Below are 18,962 nucleotides of genomic sequence, written 5' to 3' on the forward strand. Positions count from 1 at the left end.
AGGACTTCGTGATCCATCCAGTAGCAGTCATCGGGGCGGGGCCGTACGGCCTTTCGACCGCGGCCCATCTGCGGGCCCGTGGTATTCCCGTACGGATCTTCGGTGATCCGATGGTGAGTTGGCGTGCGCACATGCCCGCGGGGATGCTCCTGAAATCGACGCCGGTGGCCTCGAACATCGACGCGCCACAGCGCGGCCACACCCTCGTCGACTACTGCGACGCGGCGGGGATACCGCGCCTGGTCACCGACGAGGACATCGTCCCGATCGAGACGTTCATCGCGTACGGCGAGTGGTTCCAGCAGAAGCTCGTGCCCGAACTGGAACAGGTGCGGGTGGTGTCGGTCGAGCGGCGCGGCACGGCGGGCTTCGAGCTGAAACTGGACTCGGGGGAGCAGTTCACGGCGCGTGCGGTCGTCGTCGCGACCGGCCTGTCCGGACTCGCCCATGTCCCGCGCGAACTCGCCTCGGTCGCACCGGACGGGCCGGCCCCCACAGGGCCCGTCTCGCACAGCTCGCAACACCACGACCTGTCACGCTTCTCCGGCCGTGAGCTGATCGTCGTCGGCGCAGGCCAGTCCGCGCTCGAAACAGCGGCGTTGGCGGCGGAGGCGGGAGCGCAGGTACGTGTCGTGGCTCGCGGCAGGGGCGCGGTGGACTTCGGCGACCCGCCCTGGAAGCAGCCGAAGTTGCGTCCGGAATCGCCGTTCGGCCGCGCCTATTCGCTGTACGCGATCAGCTATCACGCCGACCCGTACCGCCATCTGCCCCCGCAGGCACGCCACTTCCTGGTCCGCCGCATCCTGGGCCCCCTCAGCGCGTGGTGGCTGCGGGACCGCTACGAGGACAAGGTGGAGACGCGGGAAGTACGCAGGATCATCAAGTCCGAGGTGCAGGAAGGCAGTCCACTGCTGCGGGTGGAGACGCCCGGCGGCCGCATCCGGGAGCTCACCGCGGACCACGTGATAGCGGCGACGGGCTACCGCGTCGACATCGCCGCGATGGACTTCCTGGGCCCCGCGCTCCGCGCCCGCCTGGCCACGAGCCGCGGCACCCCGAAGCTGGGCGCGGGCTATGTCTCGTCGATCCCGGGCCTCTACTTCACGGGCATGCTGGGCGGCTCGTCGTACGGCCCGATCATGCGGTTCGTCTGCGGCACGGAATTCGCTTCGCCGCGGGTGGCTCGGCACCTGGCACGGACGCACGGCTGAGCCGCCGGCCAGGGACCGGCCGACGAGCTTGTTCCAGGGGCTTGGCCACCTGTCTTCCGGCGGGTGGTCCCGTCCCGGGGCATGTGCACATCCCGCCGCCCTCGCGCAACCGCGATGGCTCGAAGCGACACGTCCCGGTGAATCCGCCGAGCGCCGGTTGTGCGACCAGCGCACTGCGCGCGTCACAGCTCCTGTCACGTTGCTTTCGACATCGCCGGGGATCCGTATTCTCTGGATCATGGCTGTAGCCCTCGCATATTCACTTATCGCCACTGACCTGGACGGAACGCTGCTGCGCGGCGACGACACCGTCTCCGACCGGTCGTTGGCCGCCCTTGCGGCGACAGCCGGGGTGGGGGCGCGCCACCTGGTGGTGACCGGGCGGCCCGCGCCACGGGTGAAGCCGTTGCTCGACGATCTGGGGGGAGATGGCCTGGCCGTCTGTGGGCAGGGGGCGCAGTTGTACGACGCCGGGGCCGACCGCATGGTCTGGTCCGTGACGCTCGACCGCGAGCTCGCCGAAGCCGCGCTCGGGAAGATCGAGGCCGAGGTCGGGGAGGTCTACGCCGCCGTCGACCAGGACGGCGTGGACGGGCTCACCCTCATCGAGCCGGGGTATCTGATGCCGCACCCCACCCTGCCCGCGGTGCGTGTGAAGGGGCGTGACGCCCTGTGGGCCGAGCCCATCAGCAAGGTGCTCCTGCGCCACCCCGACCTCACCGACGACGAGTTGGCCGCCGTCGCGCGCGATGCCGTCGGGCCCCTCGCCACCGTCACCATGTCCGGACCCGGCACCGTCGAGCTCCAGCCGCGCGGGGTGACCAAGGCGACCGGCCTTGCGCTGGCCGCCGAGCGGCTCGGGATGACCGCCGAGGACACCATCGCCTTCGGGGACATGCCCAATGACGTACCGATGTTCGTGTGGGCGGCCCGTGGCGTAGCCATGGCCAACGCCCACCCCGACCTCAAGTTGGCCGCCGATGAGGTGACTTCGACCAACGAGGAGGACGGGGTGGCCGTCGTGCTCGAGCGGCTGCTCTCCGGGCAGCGGGCGGGCTAGCCCGCCGTTCGCGGGATGCGCTTCTCCCACGTCCTGTGGAACACCACCTCGTCACGGTCCTTGCACACGACCTCGTTCGACGTGATGAAGTCCGTCGCGTCGCACGTGATCTCCGAGCGGGAGGTGATCGACACGTCCCATGCCAGCTCGGGCCGGTGCAGACGGATCGTCCAGTCGGAGCGGGTGCGGGCGCTGAGGGGGTCGGACTCGTTGATCGTGTACGTCTCCACCGCGTCCTCGGTGAACTCGAGGCCGTCCGGGTAGACCCGTGTGCCGCCGTAGCGTGGGTCCACCTCCATGCGCCATTCGCCCTTCGCCACATCGCGTACGACCAGGCGCTCGGGACGCAGCTCGTCGAGCGTCGCCGGGTAGACCACCTCGAGCGGCTCCGACTGCTCGGGAGCCTCGAAGGTGATCGACGGGTCGAGGTCGCCCTCGCGCACCGGGAGTTCGAGCGCACTGCCCGCCGGGTCGAGGACGAAGCCCGCCGAGTCCGCCTGCGGCCAGATCCACGGCCAGTACGCCGACGACACCGCGAGCCGGATCTTGTGGCCGCGCGGGAAGGTGTGGCCGATCGCGTTCAGGTCGAAGGTCACGTCTTCCGTCTCGCCGACCGGCCACGGGTCCACCCGGTCCCGGCCGTTGCGCGACGAGAGGTTCAGGACGCCACGGGTGACCAGGGTCGACGAGCCGTCCGGTGCCACGTCGCACACGCGCGCGATCGCCTGGCCGGACGGGGCGTCCATCTTCAGGCGCAGGGTCACCTTGGGGCGGCCCAGGATGCGTACGGCCGAGGGGACCTCGAACTCGAAGCACGCCGACTTCGCGTCCTCGTCCCGCTGGTCCGGCGGCAGGTCCGCGTCGTTGCCGAACGGGAAGTAGCGCCCCGCGTCCAGGCCCGTGTGCTGGGGGGAGTTCACCACCAACGGCGTGCCCTGGAGGGCGTACGCGACCGGCGTGACGTTCGGGGACGGCCAGGACGGGTCACCGACCCAGCCGCCCGGCAGCTCCGCGTACACCGTCGCCGGCGGGTGCGAGTCGCTGATCCAGGAGCGGAGCTTCGGCTCGGCCATCACCCCTGTGTCGACGCCCTTCAGGTGCTGGTCCCACCACCTGAGCGTCTCCTGGAGGAAGCCGATCGCCGGACCCGGCGGCAGGCCACGGTCGGGGTACTGGTGCGACCACGGGCCGATCAACCCCCGTACCTCGCCCGGCAGATGCTCGACCAGGCGCAGGACCGTGTCCCGGTAGGGGTCGTGGAAGCCGCCGACCGCGAGCACCGCCGCGTCGATCGCGGAGTAGTCCTCGCAGACGCTGCCGTGCCGCCAGTAGGCGTCGCGGGTCTGGTGGTCGAGCCAGGTGTGGATGAAGGGGTCGACCGCTTCGAGGCGGGCCAGCCACATGTCCCGCCAGCGGTCGCCGACGAACAGCGGGTCCGGCGGGCGCGACACGAAGGCCAGCATCGTGGCCGCCCACGCGTGCATGTCCACGGCGAGGACGGAACCACCCATGTAGTGCACGTCGTTGTCATAGCGGTCGTCCGCGGAGCAGACCGTGATGATCGCCTTGAGCGGCTCGGGCTTGAGTGCCGCGATCTGGAGGGAGTTGAAGCCGCCCCACGAGATGCCGAACATGCCGACCTTGCCGGAGCACCAGGGCTGCTCGGCGAGCCAGTCGACGACCGCGACCCCGTCCGCGAGCTCCACGGCGTCGTACTCGTCGCCCGGCATGCCCTCCGAGTTGCCGTGGCCCCGCACGTCGACGCGCACGGAGGCGTAGCCGTGGCCCGCGTACCAGGGGTGGCGCTGGAAGTCGCGTGGCGCCGTCCAGTCGCTCAGGCGGTAGGGGAGGTACTCCAGGAGCGCGGGGACGGGTTCGTCCGTCACCGGGCGCCAGATGCGCGCGTAGAGCTTGGTCCCGTCCGGGAGGGGTACCTGGACGTCCTCGCGCGTGGTCTCGTACGGGAAGGAAGTGCGAATCTGCATGGCGGGAACCTCAGTGTCCTCAGTGGACGGGGTGCATGGTGCGGCGCAGCCACGGTGCGAGCAGGATGACGGCGATACCGGCGGCGACCGCGATCGCGCCGTTCACGCCGAAGTACGCCGGGTTGGAGACCTCTCCGTAGAGCTTCACGATCTGGGCCTGGATGCCGTTGGCGAGGGCGAGCGAGAGGAACCAGAGGGCCATGGTCTGACTGGCGAAGGCCTTCGGGGCGAGCTTCGTCGTGGCCGACATGCCGGAGGTCTCCACGAGGATGTCGCCCAGACCGAGCAGCAGGTACGAGCCGACGATCCACCAGACGGCCATCTTGTACGTGTCGTCCGAGTGCCCCGAGGTCGGCAGGACCATCAGGAGGAACGAGAGGCCGCCCAGGATCACGCCGAAGGCGATCTTGTTCGAGGCGTGCGGCTGGCTGTGGCCCATCCGGGCCCAGACCGCGGCGACGACGGGGGCGAGCGCGACCTCGAAGGCGCCGAGCGCGGAGGCGTACCAGCTGGCGGGGAAGGTGAAGCCGAGGATCGCGGTCTCGGCGTTCGTCGACGCGAGCAGGATCATCGTCGAGTAGGCCTGGAAGAGGATGAAGTTGAAGACGACCGAGGCGAGGAAGAGGACCACGTAGGGCTTGAGTCGTCCGCGTTCCTCGCTGCTCACGCGCGGGCTGCGGAACATCACCACGAAGTAGACGATCGGCGCGATCACCGAGACCAGGGTGAGCAGGTCGACGAAGCGGTCCATCGTCAGCCAGCCGATGCCGGCGAGCAGACCCGCGAGCGCGGCGAACACGACGACGCCCGCGACGATCAGGGCGACCGCGCGGCGCATGGCGCCCTTGGGCAGCGCGAATTCGGCCGACGCCTTGCGTCCGGCGAGGTGACGGCGGCCGAGGACGTACTGGATGAGGCCGAAGGTCATGCCGATCGCGGCCGCCGAGAAGCCCCAGTGCCAGCCCTTGTGGTCGCCGAGCCAGCCGGTGATCAGCGGGCCCGCGAAGGCGCCGATGTTGATGCCCATGTAGTACAGCGCGAAGCCCGCGTCGCGGCGGTCGTCGTCGGTGCGGTAGAGCTTGCCGACCATCGAGGCGACGTTCGGCTTCAGGAGACCGGTGCCCGCGCTGATCAGGCCCAGGCCCACCCAGGTCATCGTGGCCGTCGGGACGGCCATCGAGTAGTGGCCGCAGGCGATGAGGATGCCGCCCCACAGGACCGCGCGGTACGAGCCGAGGATCCGGTCGGCGAGCCAGCCGCCCGCCACCGACACCAGATAGACGAGCGTTCCGTACGCCGCCGACACCGAAGCGGCGGTCCCGGAATCCATGCCCAGTCCGTCGTTCGCGACGGAGTCGGCGAAATACAGGACGAGGATGGCCTGCATGCCGAGGAACGAGAAGCGCTCCCAGACCTCGAGGCCCGACAATGTGAGCAGCCCGCGCGGCTGCCCGAAGAAGGCGTGGTCGTCGCCGGGCGGCGGGTCCGTCGGCGGCTCCGCGGGCGGTTCGGTGTCGGGCTCAGTGCGGGACAAAGGTTGTGCTCCCGGTAGTTCTGTTGTTCATGGTGCTTTCGTGAATTACGGGGTGATGCGGTCTTCTGTGTCGTATCGGCTGATCAAGAACATACCGGTGGTGATCGCACGTCGCCTGGGCGGCATTGCACAGGCGGGTGCCCACTGTGATCGAAAGGCGACCGGATACGCTGACTTGAGTGATGGCAGCGACACATCGACAAACCGTGTCATCGACGCGATCATCACGCAAAGATCGACCGAGTGATGATCGACCGAGTGACCGACTTGTGATCGTCAGCAGACAGGAGAACCCCTCGTGACCGTCGTCGGGCCCTTCGGCCTCAGCGTGCGGGACCAGGCTCTCGAAGCCGATGTCCAGGCCGGATTGGCGGCCGTCGAGGAAGGTCTGCTCGACGCCACCAAGAGCGGGGTCCCCTTCATCACGGAGGCCGCGCAGCATCTGGTGCGCGCGGGCGGCAAGCGGTTCAGGCCGCTCCTCGTGATGCTCGCCTCGCAGTTCGGCGATCCGTACGCGCCGGGCGTCGTGCCCTCCGCCGTCGTCGTCGAGCTCACGCACCTCGCGACGCTCTACCACGACGACGTGATGGACGAGGCGGACGTGCGCCGCGGGGTCGACAGCGCCAACCAGCGCTGGGGCAACTCCGTGGCCGTGCTCACCGGCGACTTCCTCTTCGCCCGCGCCTCGTACATCCTGGCCGACCTCGGCCCGGACGCCGTCCGCATCCAGGCGGAGGCCTTCGAACGCCTGGTCACCGGCCAGATCCTGGAGACGGCGGGACCGACCGAGGGCCGCGACCCGATCGACCACTACCTCGACGTGCTCGGCGGCAAGACCGGCTCACTCGTGGCCGTGGCGTGTCGTTTCGGCGCCATGATGTCGGGCGCCGACGAGACCGTCGTGGACGTCCTGACCCAGTACGGCGAGCGGCTCGGCGTCGCCTTCCAGCTCGCCGACGACGTACTGGACATCGCATCGGACTCGCACGAGTCGGGCAAGACGCCCGGCACGGACCTGCGCGAGGGCATCCCCACGCTTCCGGTCCTGCGCCTGCGTGAGCGGGTGGAGAAGCTCGGGCTCGCCGAGGACATCGCCCTGAGCGAGCTCCTGGACTCGGACCTGACGGACGACGCCCGGCACGCCGAGGCGCTGGCACGGCTGCGGGTCCACCCGGCCCTGGAGCAGGCGCGCAAGGACACCGTGCGGTTCGCGGAGGAGGCGCGGGACACGCTCGCGCCGCTGCGGGACTGCGACGCGAAGACGTCGCTCGTCGAGCTCTGCGATCTCGTGGTGCATCGGGCGGGCTGAGTCGGCGCGCAGGGCGGGCCGTCGACGTGACGGATCGAGTGTGGCTTAGGTCACACTTTCCGTTCGTCCTGGAGTGAGTCCAGGATCAGATCTATTCCGTACCTATGCCCGGAAGCCGACGCAGTGGGGCGTCGGCTCAGGTACGGGGAGATTTCTGACCATGGGCACTTTTGGTACCTCGGGTACTTTCGCGCACCGCCGCAGGGCTCTGCTCGCAGCCGGTGTGGCCGTCGCCGCGGCGGGGGGTGTGGCGATGGCGGCACCGCCGGCTGTCGCGGGCAGTGGGGGCACGGGTAGCAGCGGCGGATCCATCTTCGCGGCGAGCATGAACGGCGCGAACGAGGTGCCGACGCAGGGCGGCCCCTCGGTCGGCGACAAGGACGGCAGGGCGCTTCAGTTCGTCCAGGTCAAGGGCGACGAGGTCTCGGTCACCGTCAAGTGGCGCGGCACCGGCAAGCCGACCGCCCTCCACATCCACCAGGGCGCCAAAGGCGCCAACGGCGGCGTCAAGGTCGACTTCACCAAGCTGCTCGGCAAGGGCGACAGCAAGAGCCAGGGCGCCAGCAAGAGCAAGGGCAATCGCGTCACCGGCACGGTCAAGGTCCACGACGCGGCGCTGCTCGCGCAGTTGAAGGCGAACCCCAACAGCTTCTACGCCAACCTGCACACCGCCGAGTTCCCCGGCGGCGCGGTCCGCGGCCAGCTCCACAAGGTGACCACCGCCTTCGACTTCCGGAACGCGGCGGCCAACTTCCAGGCGTCCGTGCTCCGGGGCGAGCAGATCTACGAGTGCAAGAAGGCCGAGGACGGCTCCGGCAAGTTCGCCTTCGCGCAACGGGACGTGCGCGCGCGGCTCGGCGGCTCCATCGCGCATGACTTCGTCGCCCCCAACTCGGGCACCCCGCGCTGGACCGCCCCCGACCGCAGCCAGGTCACCGCGAAGCTGATCTCCAGGACCCCGAACGGCGACAAGAACATCCCCGAACTCGACCTGGCCGCAACCCAGACCGGCAAGCCCCGCGGACTGCTCGCAGGCACCGCGGAGATCCTGCGCCTGAACACGGAGGGAGGGGTCGCACCGGCGGGCGACTGCGAGCCGGGCGCCATCGAGAAGGTGCCGTACAAGGCGGACTACGTGTTCGTGCAGCGCTGACCCTGACCGCCTGGCGGTGTCTCCCCTACTGGTTGGGGGAGGCGCCGCCTGTCTGTGTCATCCCACAGCAGTACGTGGAGTTGCTCCCGGGGTCTGACGCTTCTCGCTGGCCGATTTGGTCGTATAGAGAACAGCAAGGTCCAGCAAGAACAACCACTCCTGACCTATTCGGGTGAGAATGGCGGCGAGGAGTGGACGCACGCACGTACTGGGAAGGCCGCCGCCGACCACGGAGGTAGGGCACACAATGGCACCGTACGAACCGGAGCAGCACACCAGTGAGACCGGGGAGCTGCGCGCAGGCCGCCGTAAGGCGGCGCGTTACGTAGTCCCCATCGCGGTGGCGGGGGTGGCGGCGGCGACCATCGGGCTCGTCCCGGCGCTCGCGACGTCGGGCGACCCGGACCTGCCCGATGTGACCGCGCAGGAACTCATCGAGAAGATCGCCGCGTCGGACACGGAGCAGCTCTCGGGCACCGTGAAGATCAGCACCGACCTCGGCCTCCCGTCCATCGGCGGCGGCATGGCCGGCGGATTCGCTCCGGGCAGCGGCTCGGGCGGCGAGGGCGACGACGGCGAGGGCAAGGGCTCGGCCGCGGACCCGCAGGCCAAGCTGATGGAGCTGGCGTCCGGCACGCACACGCTGCGCGTCGCGGCCGACGGCCCCGACAAGCAGAAGCTGTCCGTCCTGGACGACGCCGCCGAGTACAGCCTGATCCACAACGGCGACGACGTGTGGGCGTACGACAGCAAGTCGAACGAGGCGTACCACTCGAAGGCGGACGGCAAGGGCGCCGACAAGGGCTCGGGCAAGGACTCGGGCAAGCAGGACCTCCCCAAGGACGTCCCGTCCACGCCCAAGGAGCTGGCCGATGAAGCCCTGAAGGCGGTCGACGACACGACGTCGGTGAAGGTGGACGGCACCGCGCAGGTCGCGGGCCGTGACGCGTACCGCCTGGTCATCAAGCCCAAGCAGTCCGGCTCGACGGTCGGTCAGATCACGGTCGCGGTGGACGCCGAGACCGGTACGCCGCTGAAGTTCACGCTCACTCCGTCGGGCGGCGGCAGCGCGGTCGTCGACGCGGGCTTCACGAAGGTCGACTTCGGCAAGCCGGCCGCGTCGACCTTCGACTTCACGCCGCCCAAGGGCGCGAAGGTCACCGAGGGCGACGAGGCCAAGGCCGAGAAGCACGGCTTCGAGGAAGGCGGCAAGGGCGGCAAGGAGTTCAAGGGCGAGAAGGACCTGAGCGGTCTGAACGTCATCGGCGAGGGCTGGAACTCCATCGCCGAACTGGAACTGCCGGGCGGCCAGGGCCTCCCGACGGGTGGCTCCGACGACGTCCCGCCGGACGCGCAGCGGCTCCTGGACTCGCTCGGCGACAAGGTGTCGGGTGACTTCGGCTCGGGCACGGTCTTCAAGACGCGCCTGGTCAACGCCCTCATCACCGAGGACGGCAAGGTCTACGCGGGCGCGGTCACCAAGGATGCCCTGGTGAAGGCGGCGAACGACGCGAAGTAGCGCCCCGTAAGGGGCGCGGGGAACCGCGCGATCAGCCACGAAGCACTCGCAGTAGACGTACAGGCGGCGGGCTCAGGGGGCGAACCCCTGAGCCCGCCGCACCGGTGAGGGAGGACAAGTGCCCCGCACAGACGGCAGCCCGACGCAAAGCGTGATCGAGACCTCCTCGCTGACCAAGCGCTACGGCAAACAGCTGGCCGTGGACCAGCTGAGCCTCACCGTGCCCGCGGGCAGCGTCTTCGGGTTCCTCGGGCCGAACGGCTCGGGCAAGACGACCACCATCCGGATGCTGATGGGCCTGATCGAGCCGACTTCGGGCCGGGCCAAGGTCCTTGGCCGCCCCATGCCGCGCGAGACGCGTACGGTGCTCCCGCACGTGGGCGCCCTCATCGAGGGCCCGGCCCTCTACGGCTTCCTGTCCGGCCGCGACAACCTCCTGCGGTACGACGCCGCCGACCCGACCGCCGATCCGCGCACCCGCCGGGTGCGCGCCGAATCGGCCCTGGACCGGGTGGGGTTGACGGCCGCCGCGGGCAAGAAGGCGAAGGCGTACTCACTGGGCATGAAGCAGCGCCTCGGCCTCGCGGCCGCGCTGCTCCAGCCGCGCAGACTCCTCGTGCTTGACGAGCCGACGAACGGCCTCGACCCGCAGGGCATGCGGGAAATCCGGTTGCTGATCCGGGAGTTGGCGTCGGAGGGCACGACCGTATTCCTCTCCTCGCACCTCCTGGACGAGATCGAGCAGGTCTGCACGCATGCCGCGGTGATGGCCCAGGGCCGACTGATCACCCAGGGCCCGGTCGCCGAACTCGCCGCCGGAGCACGGGGACGGCTGACCGTGACGACGCCGGACACGGGCGAAGCCGTCCGCGTCCTGAAGGAGCTGGGCGTGACGGATCTCGTCGTGACGGAGGACCGCGTGACGGGCGAACCGCCGGGCGCGGACTCCCTCACGGACCTCGCGGAGCTGAACGCGGCCCTGGTCGGCGCGGGCGTACGGGTACGGGGCTTCGGCGTCGAACGGGCCTCGCTGGAGGACGCGTTCGTGGCGCTGACGGGGGAGGGTTTCGATGTCGCGGGCTGAGGTCGATGGCGTACGAGGGATGGACGGCGTACGAGGGGCGGACGGCGTAGGCGGGACGGACGGCGTGGGTGAGGAGCGTGCGGTCCGGCGGATCTGGACCTTCGGGCTCTTCCGCAGCGAGCTGGGCATCACCTTCCGGCGCTGGCGCACCCTCGCCCTGCTCGGTGTGCTCGCCGCCGTGCCGATCCTCGTGGGCGTCGCCGTCAAGATCGAGACCAGCGACGGCTCGACGCTCGGCGGGGGCGGCGAGGCCGGTGGCCCGGCGTTCATCGCTCAGGTCACCAACAACGGCCTGTTCCTGGTCTTCACCGCCCTCGCCGCGACGCTCCCGTTCTTCCTGCCCATGGCGGTCGGCGTCGTCGCGGGCGACTCGATCGCGGGCGAGTCCAGCTCGGGGACGCTGCGCTATCTGCTGGTCGCCCCGGCGGGGCGGACGCGACTGTTGCTCGCGAAGTACGCGACGACGATGACGTTCTGTCTGGTCGCGACGCTCGTCGTGGCCGTATCGGCGCTCGCCGTCGGGTCGCTGCTCTTCCCGGTCGGCGAGGTCACCACCATTTCCGGCACCCGGATCAGCTTCGGCGAAGGGCTGCTGCGCGCCCTGCTCATCGCCCTCGTCGTCGCCGCGTCCCTGATCGGTGTGGCGGCGCTCGGGCTCTTCGTGTCGACGCTGACCAGCAGCGGCATCGCGGCGATGGCGACCACCGTCGGGCTGCTGATCACGATCCAGATCCTCGACCAGATCCCTCAACTGCACGCCATCCAACCGTACTTCTTCTCGCACTACTGGCTGTCCTTCGCGGACCTGATGCGCGAGCCCGTCTACTGGGACGAGCTGGCCAAGAACCTCGGCCTGCAGGGCCTGTACGCGGTCCTGTTCGGATCGGCGGCCTGGGCGCGGTTCGGGGCGAAGGACATCACGGCGTAGGTCCTCACGGCGTAGGTCCTCACGGCGCAGGTCCGACGGCGCAGGCGGTGTCACTTCTCGTACGGGTAGCGGGCGAGTGGCGGCTCCTGCGTGAAGAACGTCTTGGCGCGGGCGAGGGCCTCGGTGTCGTCGAGCACGTTGCCCGGCCGGGAGCCGTTGCCCAGCAGGACGCCGCCGAAGTTCATGGGGAAGAACGCAGCGGTGTGGTTCAGCGTGCCGATCAGCGGCTCCGCGACCTCCTCCTCGCGATGTGCGAGCACCGTCACGCCCCACAGGGTGCGGCCCTTCAGGGAGTCCTTGAAGGCGATCTCCGGGATCTCCAGCCACGCGTCCCAGTGGTCGAGGTAGCGCTTGGTGGTGGCCGACAGCGAGTACCAGTACAGGGGCGACACGATGACGATGTCCGTGGCGTCGAGCGTGGCGTCCAGGAGCAGCGCCTCGTTGTCGCCCACGGGCCGGGGGCGGGCGCGGGGCCGGGTGCCGTCGTGGCGCAGATCCTCGAAGTCGGGCAGCGGGTGGTCGGCGAGGTTCAGCCACCGCTGCTCGACGTCCGCGGGGAGTTGCTCGGCGGCCCGGCGGGCCAGGGCCTCCGAGTTGCCGTCGGGGCGGGCGCTGCCGAGTACGAAGAGGAACTTGCGGGTCATGGTGGGCCCCCTGGGTCGTGGCGTGGTCGAGCGCGGCCCGCGAAGGAGCCGTGCAATTACCTGCGCATGCACTATATGCACGCGCAGGTATTTGCGTCCAGGGGGTGCTGGGCCGACCGCCGACCGCCGACCGCCGACCGCCGACCGCCGACCGCCGACCAGTGGGCCGGGGGGCCGGTGGGCCGGGGGCCGGTGGGCCGGTGGATTACGAGGAGAGCCCCCACACCGCGTACGCCACGGCGTCGCTGTTGTGGTCGAGCGCGGTCCCGTCGATGTTCGACTCCGTGTCGCAGGCGGAGTGGTAGCACTTGTCGAACGGTTCACCCGCCGTGCCGCCCCAGTTCTGGGCCTGCTCGGCGGTCTTCTCGTAGTCGGCGCCGCTGAACAGTCCGCCGACCGGGATGCCCGCGTCCTTGAACGGGGCGTGGTCCGAGCGGCCGTCGCCCTCCTCGTCGGGCTCCGTGGTGAGGTCGAGGCCGCCGTAGAAGTCCTTGAAGGTCTTCTCGATCGTGGGGTCGTCGTCGTAGACGAAGTAGCCCGGGTTCGGGGAGCCGATCATGTCGAAGTTCAGGTAGCCCTTGATCTTCGAGCGGTCGCCCGCGGGCAGCTTGTCGACGTAGTGCGAGGAGCCGACGAGCCCCAGCTCCTCGGCGCCCCACCAGGCGAACCGCAGGTGCTTGGTGGGCTTGTACTGCTCGCGCGCCACGGTGAGCGCGGTCTCCAGGATCGCGGCCGAACCGGAGCCGTTGTCGTTGATGCCGGGACCCGAACCGACGCTGTCGAGGTGCGAGCCGGCCATGACGACCTGGTCGGCGTCGCCGCCGGGCCAGTCGGCGATCAGGTTGTAGCCGGTCTCGCCGTTGGAGGTGAACTCCTGCAGTGACGTGGTGAATCCGGCCGCGTCCAGCTTGCCCTTCACGTAGTCGACGGAGGCCTTGTAGCCCGCGCTTCCGTGGGCGCGGTTGCCGCCGTTGGACGCGGCTATGGACTGCAGCTGGGAGAGGTGGCCCTGGACGTTGGCCACGGAGATGTCGGGGGCGGCCGCCGTGGGGGAGGGGGCCGCGGAGGATATCGCGCTGGTGGTGAGGAGTCCGGCGACGGCTATGACGGCGGCTGCCGAGGCGCGTCCGGGAACGGAGAGCTTCATGTGGGGGGCTCCGTGTTCTGTTGGATCGTTCGGTGAGGGTGGTGACGGTCGCCGTCAGGTGCGTGGGGGCATCTGAGGGCTGCCTGCTGGTGCGCCAATTCCGTGAACGTCGAACGGAATTGGCGTGCCTGATGGTGAGGCTGGGCTTGACCGTGCGTCAAGAGCGCATATCGGTCGACGTGTTCCGGATGGCGGTCGCGGGCGGTGGCACGAGAACCGTCCAGCCGGGGGCGTAGGTGTCCGGCACCGGGTGGCGCCGCCAGTCGCGGGCCCAGCGAGGGGGTTGCTTGCCGCGCAGGACCAGGGCGGCGGGCTGCCGCCGGTCACCCTGGCGGGCGGCCGAGCATCCGGATACGTACGCGATGGGGATCACCGAGGTGTTGCCCTTCAGGAGGCACGGGGCGCGGACCCCCTGCGCGTACAGGACGTCGGTGATGCGCTCCCAGTCGCCGCGGGCGCCCGCCTGGATACGGGCGTTGCCGAAGGCGAGAGCGATCTGTACCGCCACGTGGGCGACGAGGAGGGCGGCGACGGCCACGGCGAGGAGGCGGAGGGGGCTGAGGGAGCTGAGGGGCCGGAGGGCGCGCTTCGCCCGGTCGCCGAGGGCGAGGAGGCCGACGGCTGCGGGGATCGCGAGGAGGGCGTGGGTGGGGAGGAGGAAGCGGGGGGCGCCGTAGGGGACGAGGAGGAGGTAGGGGAGGGCGGCAGCTGCCGCTACGGCCACGGCGAGCCAGAGCGCGCGGCGGTCCGGCTGCCGGGTGACGTCGACCGCCCTCCTCGTGGCCCACAGCCCGGCGGCCACGAGCAGCGGCAGCAGGATCCACCACCCCGAGGCCGCGATCCTGAGCTGGTCGGCGGTGCACGGGCGGCAGAGCAACGGGCCGTCCAACGCGGTGAATTGGGCCTCGATGGCGGCGAGGGGGCGCAGCCCGCCCTGCACGTCACTCGCGTCGGTGAGCCGTTCGCGTACGCCGCCGAAGCGGACGTACGCCTCGAAGACCCACGGCAGCAGACCGGCCACGACGCCGCCCACCACGGCAAGGACGCGCCCCCGCGGCCGCCAGGCGGGCACGAGCAGGGCGGCGACGAGCAGCGGGACGGCAACGGCGGCGCCGTCGTTGGGACGCATGAGGGCGGCGACCGTGAGCCCCGCCGCGATCCCCGCGTGAGCCAGGAGCCCGGGGCTCGCCCGGAGGAAGAGTCCGACCGCGGCCGTGATCCCCATGGCGGTGTAGTGGTTCGGCATAGCGGCGCTCGCGTAGAACAGCGCGAACCAGAGGGTTCCGTAGAGCCCGGCGGCCACGCCGACGGCGGCGGGACGGTGGGCGATGACGCGCAACCAGGGCCGGAAGCCGAGGTAGAGGGCGGCGGTCGACAGCAGCGTCAGCCACACCCGGAGCAGGACGACCGAGTCGCTCCAGGCCGCCACCGGGGCGATGAGCAGCGGTACGCCGCGGGTGCGGGGCGCGCTGAACGGGGTGGGGGGCGCGTACGGCGGGAAGCGGCTCGCGTAGACGATCTCGTCCCAGCCGAGGGAGAGGGTGAGCGGGACGAGGGCCAGTGAGAGGAGGGCGAAGGCGACGCAGGCGGCGATGAGGGGGAGGTCGCGGCGCCCGGAGAGCCGGCGCGGGAGGAGACGGCTGGTGAGGGCGATGGCGAGCCCGCTGGGGAGGCCGCTGGGGAGGTGGTCACGGGGCCGTGTCGTCTCGGACACGAGGGTCTCGACCTCCCGCCGATCTCGATCGATCAGGTCATGTCGCTTTCGGTCACGTCTGATGCCGTATCGGTGAAGGTAGCGACGATGCCGCCGAAATCGCAGGAGGTGGGGCCGACGTGTTCCCGCCAGCCGGTTCGGCCGAGCGATTCGGGCGAGTGGTTCGGGCGAGTGGTTCGGGCGACGGGTTCGGCTGACCGGCTCGGGCGACGGGTTCGCCGACCGATTCGGGCGAGTGGTTCGCAGACCGGCTCCGGCGAGTGGTTCGGGCGACGGGTTCGGCTGACCGGCTCGGGCGACGGGTTCGCCGACCGATTCCGGCGAGCGGTCCGCCGACCGGTTCCGCCAGCCGGTTCCGCCGACCGAGCGTCGGCGGAACACGTCGGCACAAGACATCGGCCGAGTGTCGAGCTCAGCCCGCTGCTGCCGTGAGGGAGGCGGGGGCCGGGCGTCCGGCCGTCAGCGACGTTCCGGAGCCCTTCATCGACGTGGACGACATCGCGGACGTGGCCGCCGCGCTGCTCACCGAGGACGGACACACGGGCAAGGTCTACGAACTCTCCGGGCCCCGCGCGCTGAGCTTCGCCGAAGCGGTCGCGGAGCTGGCCGAGGCTTCGGGGCGGCCGATGCGGTTCGAGGACATCACGCCGGACGAGTACGTGGTGGAACTGACAGCCGCGGACGTCCCCGCGGACCTGGCCCGCGCCTTGGCGGACGTCCTGGCCTGGCTGACGGACGGCTACAACGCGACACCGGTGAGCGGAGTACGGGATGTCCTCGGCCGCGAACCACGAGACTTCAGCGTGTACGCGAAGGCGGCGGCGGAGGCGAAATCATGGGGCTGATTTCCCGCCGGGGGCGCCCCGTAAGGGGCGCGGGGCTGTGCCGATATGCGGCTCCGCCGCGTGAGCGCGACCAGCCATAGCGCACCCGCAGCCGCAGAACGGCGGCCCGCAGGGCAGGTCAGACCGTGGACCCCGTGTCCCGCCCGGCGGCGGGAGTCATCGGCTCCGTCTCCCGCCCGGCGGCGGGGGCCGGAGCAGCGGCAGCAGCCTTCCGCGCAGCGGAGAGACGCACCGCATTACGCCGCGCGCCGCGCATCGCATCCCAGGTCAACAACGTCAACGCCAGCCAGACAAGCCCGAACCCGGCCCACCGCTCCGGCGGCATCGCCTCATGGAAGTACAGGATGCCGAGCAGGAACTGGAAGACGGGCGCGAGGTACTGCAACATCCCCAGCGTCGCGAGCGGCACCCGGATCGCGGCGGCTCCGAAGCAGACCAGAGGGATCGCGGTGACCACCCCGGTCGCCGCGAGCAGCGCCCCGTGCCCCACACCCTCCGCGCCGAACGTGGCGTCGCCCTGCACGCCGAGCCACACCAGGAACCCGACCGCGGGCAGGAACTGGATCGCGGTCTCGGCGGCGAGCGACTCCAGGCCGCTGAGGCCGACCTTCTTCTTCACCAGGCCGTACGTGGCGAAGGAGAAGGCGAGGCAGAGCGAGATCCACGGCGGCTGCCCGTACCCGAAGGCGAGGACGAGGACCGCCGCGAGGCCGACGGCGACGGCCGCCCACTGCACGGGCCGCAGCCGTTCGCCGAGGAGCAGGACGCCCATCGCGATGGTGACCAGGGGGTTGATGAAGTAGCCGAGGGAGGCCTCCACGACGTGGCCGGAGTTCACGGCCCAGATGTAGACGCCCCAGTTGATCGTGATGACCGCCGCGGCGATCGTCACCAGGCCCAGCTTGCGCGGCCGGCGGATCAGCTCACCCGCCCACGCCCAGCGTCGCACCGTGAGCAGCGCGATGCCGACCACGACGAGCGACCACGCCATGCGGTGGGCGAGGATCTCGCCCGCTCCGGACGGCTTGAGCAGGGGCCAGAAGAGGGGCACGAGGCCCCACATTCCGTAGGCCGCGATGCCGTTCAACAGTCCTATGCGCTGCTCGCCCTTCGACTGCTCAGCTGCGGCAGCGTCCACGGCCCCTCCTTGGTGCACGGCAGCCCCACGCTGCCTCCAAGAAGGTAGCGGCCTGGATACCCCCGTGTCATGCCCGTATCGCGAAAACGGTCATGACCTCCGTCTCGCCCGGCGCCGCCCCCCCCCGGGCCTCAGGGCGTCAGCCCTTGAGAGCCACCGCGATCGCATCGGCGAGAGGCGTCGTAGGCCGGCCGATGAGCCGGGCCAGATCGCCGCTCGTACCGGCAAGCCGCCCCCGCCCGATCGCCGCGTCCACGTCGACGAGGATCGCGGCGAACTGCTCCGGAAGACCGGCGCCGGTCAGGATCGCGAGGTTCTGCTCGGCGGGGACGTTCGCGTACGAGATGTCCTTGCCGGTCTGCCGGGCGATCTCGGCGGCGTACTCGTCGAGGCTCCATGCGACGTCACCGCTCAGCTCGTAGGCCTTGCCCTCGTGTCCCTCGCCGGTCAGTACGGCGACGGCGGCAGCCGCGTAGTCGGCGCGCGAGGCGGATGCGACCCTGCCCTCGCCCGCGGAGGCGACGACGGCGCCGTGCTCCAGGACCGGGGCGATGTTGGCCGTGTAGTTCTCGTGGTACCAGCCGTTGCGCAGGAACGTGTGCGGCAGACCGGATTCGATGATCAGCCGCTCGGTCTCCTTGTGCTCGGCCGCGAGGTCGAAGTCGGCGTCGGGCCCGCCCAGGACGCCGGTGTACGCGAGGAGCGCGACACCCGCCGCACGCGCCGCGTCGATCACCGCCGCGTGCTGCGGCACGCGCTGCCCGACCTCGCTGCCGGAGATCAGCAGGACCTTGTCGCCCGCGGTGAAGACACCAGCGAGGGTCTCGGGCGCGCTGTAGTCCGCGATCCGCAATTCGACGCCGCGCGCGGCGAGATCGGCTGCCTTCTCCTTGTCGCGGACGACGGCGGCTACCTGCCCGGCGGGCACCCGCGCGGCGAGCAGCCCGTCGATGACGAGACGGCCGAGGTTTCCGGTGGCTCCGGTGACGACGATGCTCATGTCTGGAATCTCCCTTTGGTGTGGTTCTGACAATGAGCCTACGGCTAGCGCTAACTTTTGGAAAGTACCCACTTTGAAGTAAGGTACTGGCATGGCAGTAAGCGAGTGGAACCTCGGAGACGAGGGGATGTGCCCGCAGCGCATCGTCCTGGAGCACGTCACGAGCCGCTGGGGCGTGCTCGTCCTGATCGCCCTGGACGAGCGTTCGTACCGCTTCAGCGAGCTGCGCCGGGCCCTCGGCCGGGTCAGCGAGAAGATGCTGACGCAGACCCTCCAGACCCTGGAGCGCGACGGCCTCGTGCACCGCGACGCCAAGCCGGTCATCCCGCCGCGCGTCGACTACTCGCTGACCGACCTCGGGCGCGAGGTCGGTCAACAGGTCAGGGCGCTCGCCGAGTGGACCGAGCGGCGGCTGGGTGATGTGCAGGAGGCGCGCCAGGCGTACGACGAGGCCCGGTCCTGAAGGATTGGATCCATCAGAACCGGGCCTCGGGGCAAGCGAGTTGAGCCGGTCGACCTGATCAGCCGGCGACGGTCCAGGTGTCGCCGCCGGCGAGGAGTGCGGCGAGGTCGCCCTTGCCGTTGTGCTCGATGGCGGTGTCGAGCTGGTCGGCCATGAGGGTGTCGTAGACGGGGCGTTCGATGTCGCGGAAGACGCCGATGGGGGTGTGGTGCAGGGTGTCGGGGTCGG

General features: G+C 70.4%; 17 protein-coding genes and 1 pseudogene. 10 read left to right on the forward strand and 8 right to left on the reverse strand.

The window, feature by feature from the left end:
• Positions 1-8 precede the first annotated feature (8 nt).
• Together AC5P1C_RS36810 and AC5P1C_RS36815 are read left to right on the forward strand one after the other, a co-directional pair.
• Positions 9-1,211 (forward strand): FAD-dependent oxidoreductase, encoded by a 1,203-nt coding sequence (locus tag AC5P1C_RS36810; protein ID WP_493870319.1) that lies wholly within the window; start codon positions 9-11, stop codon positions 1,209-1,211.
• A 238-nt stretch (positions 1,212-1,449) separates the two neighbouring features.
• The gene (locus AC5P1C_RS36815; protein ID WP_493870320.1) at positions 1,450-2,271 is read left to right on the forward strand and encodes an HAD family hydrolase; all 822 of its coding nucleotides are present in this window, start codon (positions 1,450-1,452) and stop codon (positions 2,269-2,271) included.
• Here AC5P1C_RS36815 and AC5P1C_RS36820 read toward each other — a convergent pair.
• Positions 2,268-4,256: a CocE/NonD family hydrolase gene (locus AC5P1C_RS36820; RefSeq protein ID WP_493870321.1), complete on the reverse strand. Its 1,989-nt coding sequence runs from the start codon at positions 4,254-4,256 to the stop codon at positions 2,268-2,270. The genes AC5P1C_RS36815 and AC5P1C_RS36820 overlap by 4 nt on opposite strands.
• A 19-nt stretch (positions 4,257-4,275) precedes the next feature.
• Positions 4,276-5,790, reverse strand: coding sequence for a peptide MFS transporter (locus tag AC5P1C_RS36825; protein WP_493870322.1), 1,515 nt, complete (start codon positions 5,788-5,790; stop codon positions 4,276-4,278).
• A 40-nt stretch (positions 5,791-5,830) separates the two neighbouring features.
• Between AC5P1C_RS36825 and AC5P1C_RS36830 the strand changes: the two genes are divergently transcribed.
• From AC5P1C_RS36830 to AC5P1C_RS36855, 6 genes are all read left to right on the forward strand, one after another.
• A complete protein-coding gene (locus tag AC5P1C_RS36830) occupies positions 5,831-6,037 on the forward strand; it encodes a hypothetical protein (RefSeq protein WP_493870323.1) in 207 nt (68 codons plus the stop codon).
• Between the two features lie 51 nt (positions 6,038-6,088).
• Entirely contained in the window at positions 6,089-7,099 is a 1,011-nt protein-coding gene (locus tag AC5P1C_RS36835) for a polyprenyl synthetase family protein (RefSeq protein WP_493870324.1), read from the forward strand.
• Between the two features lie 160 nt (positions 7,100-7,259).
• A complete protein-coding gene (locus tag AC5P1C_RS36840; protein ID WP_493870325.1) occupies positions 7,260-8,252 on the forward strand; it encodes a CHRD domain-containing protein in 993 nt (330 codons plus the stop codon).
• Between the two features lie 247 nt (positions 8,253-8,499).
• On the forward strand, positions 8,500-9,771 hold the full coding sequence (locus AC5P1C_RS36845; protein ID WP_493870326.1) for a LolA family protein: 1,272 nt from the start codon (positions 8,500-8,502) through the stop codon (positions 9,769-9,771).
• A 118-nt stretch (positions 9,772-9,889) separates the two neighbouring features.
• Positions 9,890-10,855, forward strand: a complete 966-nt coding sequence (locus AC5P1C_RS36850; protein WP_493870327.1) for an ABC transporter ATP-binding protein — start codon at positions 9,890-9,892, stop codon at positions 10,853-10,855.
• Positions 10,842-11,783 carry an ABC transporter permease gene (locus tag AC5P1C_RS36855; protein ID WP_493870328.1) on the forward strand — a complete coding sequence of 314 codons (942 nt, stop codon included), beginning with the start codon at positions 10,842-10,844 and terminating at the stop codon, positions 11,781-11,783. The genes AC5P1C_RS36850 and AC5P1C_RS36855 overlap by 14 nt, the downstream gene beginning before the upstream one ends.
• Positions 11,784-11,833: 50 nt before the next feature.
• On the opposite strand, the gene AC5P1C_RS36860 is transcribed toward AC5P1C_RS36855, so the two are convergent.
• The 3 genes from AC5P1C_RS36860 to AC5P1C_RS36870 form a co-directional block, all read right to left on the reverse strand.
• Positions 11,834-12,427, reverse strand: coding sequence for a flavodoxin family protein (locus AC5P1C_RS36860; RefSeq protein WP_493870329.1), 594 nt, complete (start codon positions 12,425-12,427; stop codon positions 11,834-11,836).
• A gap of 205 nt (positions 12,428-12,632) precedes the next feature.
• Positions 12,633-13,574, reverse strand: coding sequence for a M28 family metallopeptidase (locus AC5P1C_RS36865; protein ID WP_493870330.1), 942 nt, complete (start codon positions 13,572-13,574; stop codon positions 12,633-12,635).
• 157 nt (positions 13,575-13,731) lie between these two features.
• Positions 13,732-15,288 carry a hypothetical protein gene (locus tag AC5P1C_RS36870; protein WP_493870331.1) on the reverse strand — a complete coding sequence of 519 codons (1,557 nt, stop codon included), beginning with the start codon at positions 15,286-15,288 and terminating at the stop codon, positions 13,732-13,734.
• A 428-nt stretch (positions 15,289-15,716) separates the two neighbouring features.
• On the opposite strand from AC5P1C_RS36870, the gene AC5P1C_RS36875 reads away from it, so the two are divergent.
• Positions 15,717-16,133, forward strand: coding sequence for a Rossmann-fold NAD(P)-binding domain-containing protein (locus AC5P1C_RS36875; RefSeq protein ID WP_493870332.1), 417 nt, complete (start codon positions 15,717-15,719; stop codon positions 16,131-16,133).
• 118 nt (positions 16,134-16,251) lie between these two features.
• Here AC5P1C_RS36875 and rarD read toward each other — a convergent pair whose 3' ends face one another.
• Entirely contained in the window at positions 16,252-17,271 is a 1,020-nt protein-coding gene (gene rarD / locus AC5P1C_RS36880) for an EamA family transporter RarD (RefSeq protein ID WP_493870333.1), read from the reverse strand.
• A gap of 139 nt (positions 17,272-17,410) precedes the next feature.
• The gene (locus tag AC5P1C_RS36885) at positions 17,411-18,271 is read right to left on the reverse strand and encodes an SDR family oxidoreductase (protein WP_493870334.1); all 861 of its coding nucleotides are present in this window, start codon (positions 18,269-18,271) and stop codon (positions 17,411-17,413) included.
• Between the two features lie 91 nt (positions 18,272-18,362).
• Between AC5P1C_RS36885 and AC5P1C_RS36890 the strand changes: the two genes are divergently transcribed.
• Positions 18,363-18,734: a winged helix-turn-helix transcriptional regulator gene (locus tag AC5P1C_RS36890; protein WP_493870335.1), complete on the forward strand. Its 372-nt coding sequence runs from the start codon at positions 18,363-18,365 to the stop codon at positions 18,732-18,734.
• A 58-nt stretch (positions 18,735-18,792) separates the two neighbouring features.
• Here AC5P1C_RS36890 and AC5P1C_RS36895 read toward each other — a convergent pair.
• Positions 18,793-18,962: pseudogene (locus AC5P1C_RS36895) on the reverse strand (2-oxoacid:ferredoxin oxidoreductase subunit beta); the annotation flags it as partial.

The organism is Streptomyces sp. A18 (assembly GCF_059026065.1).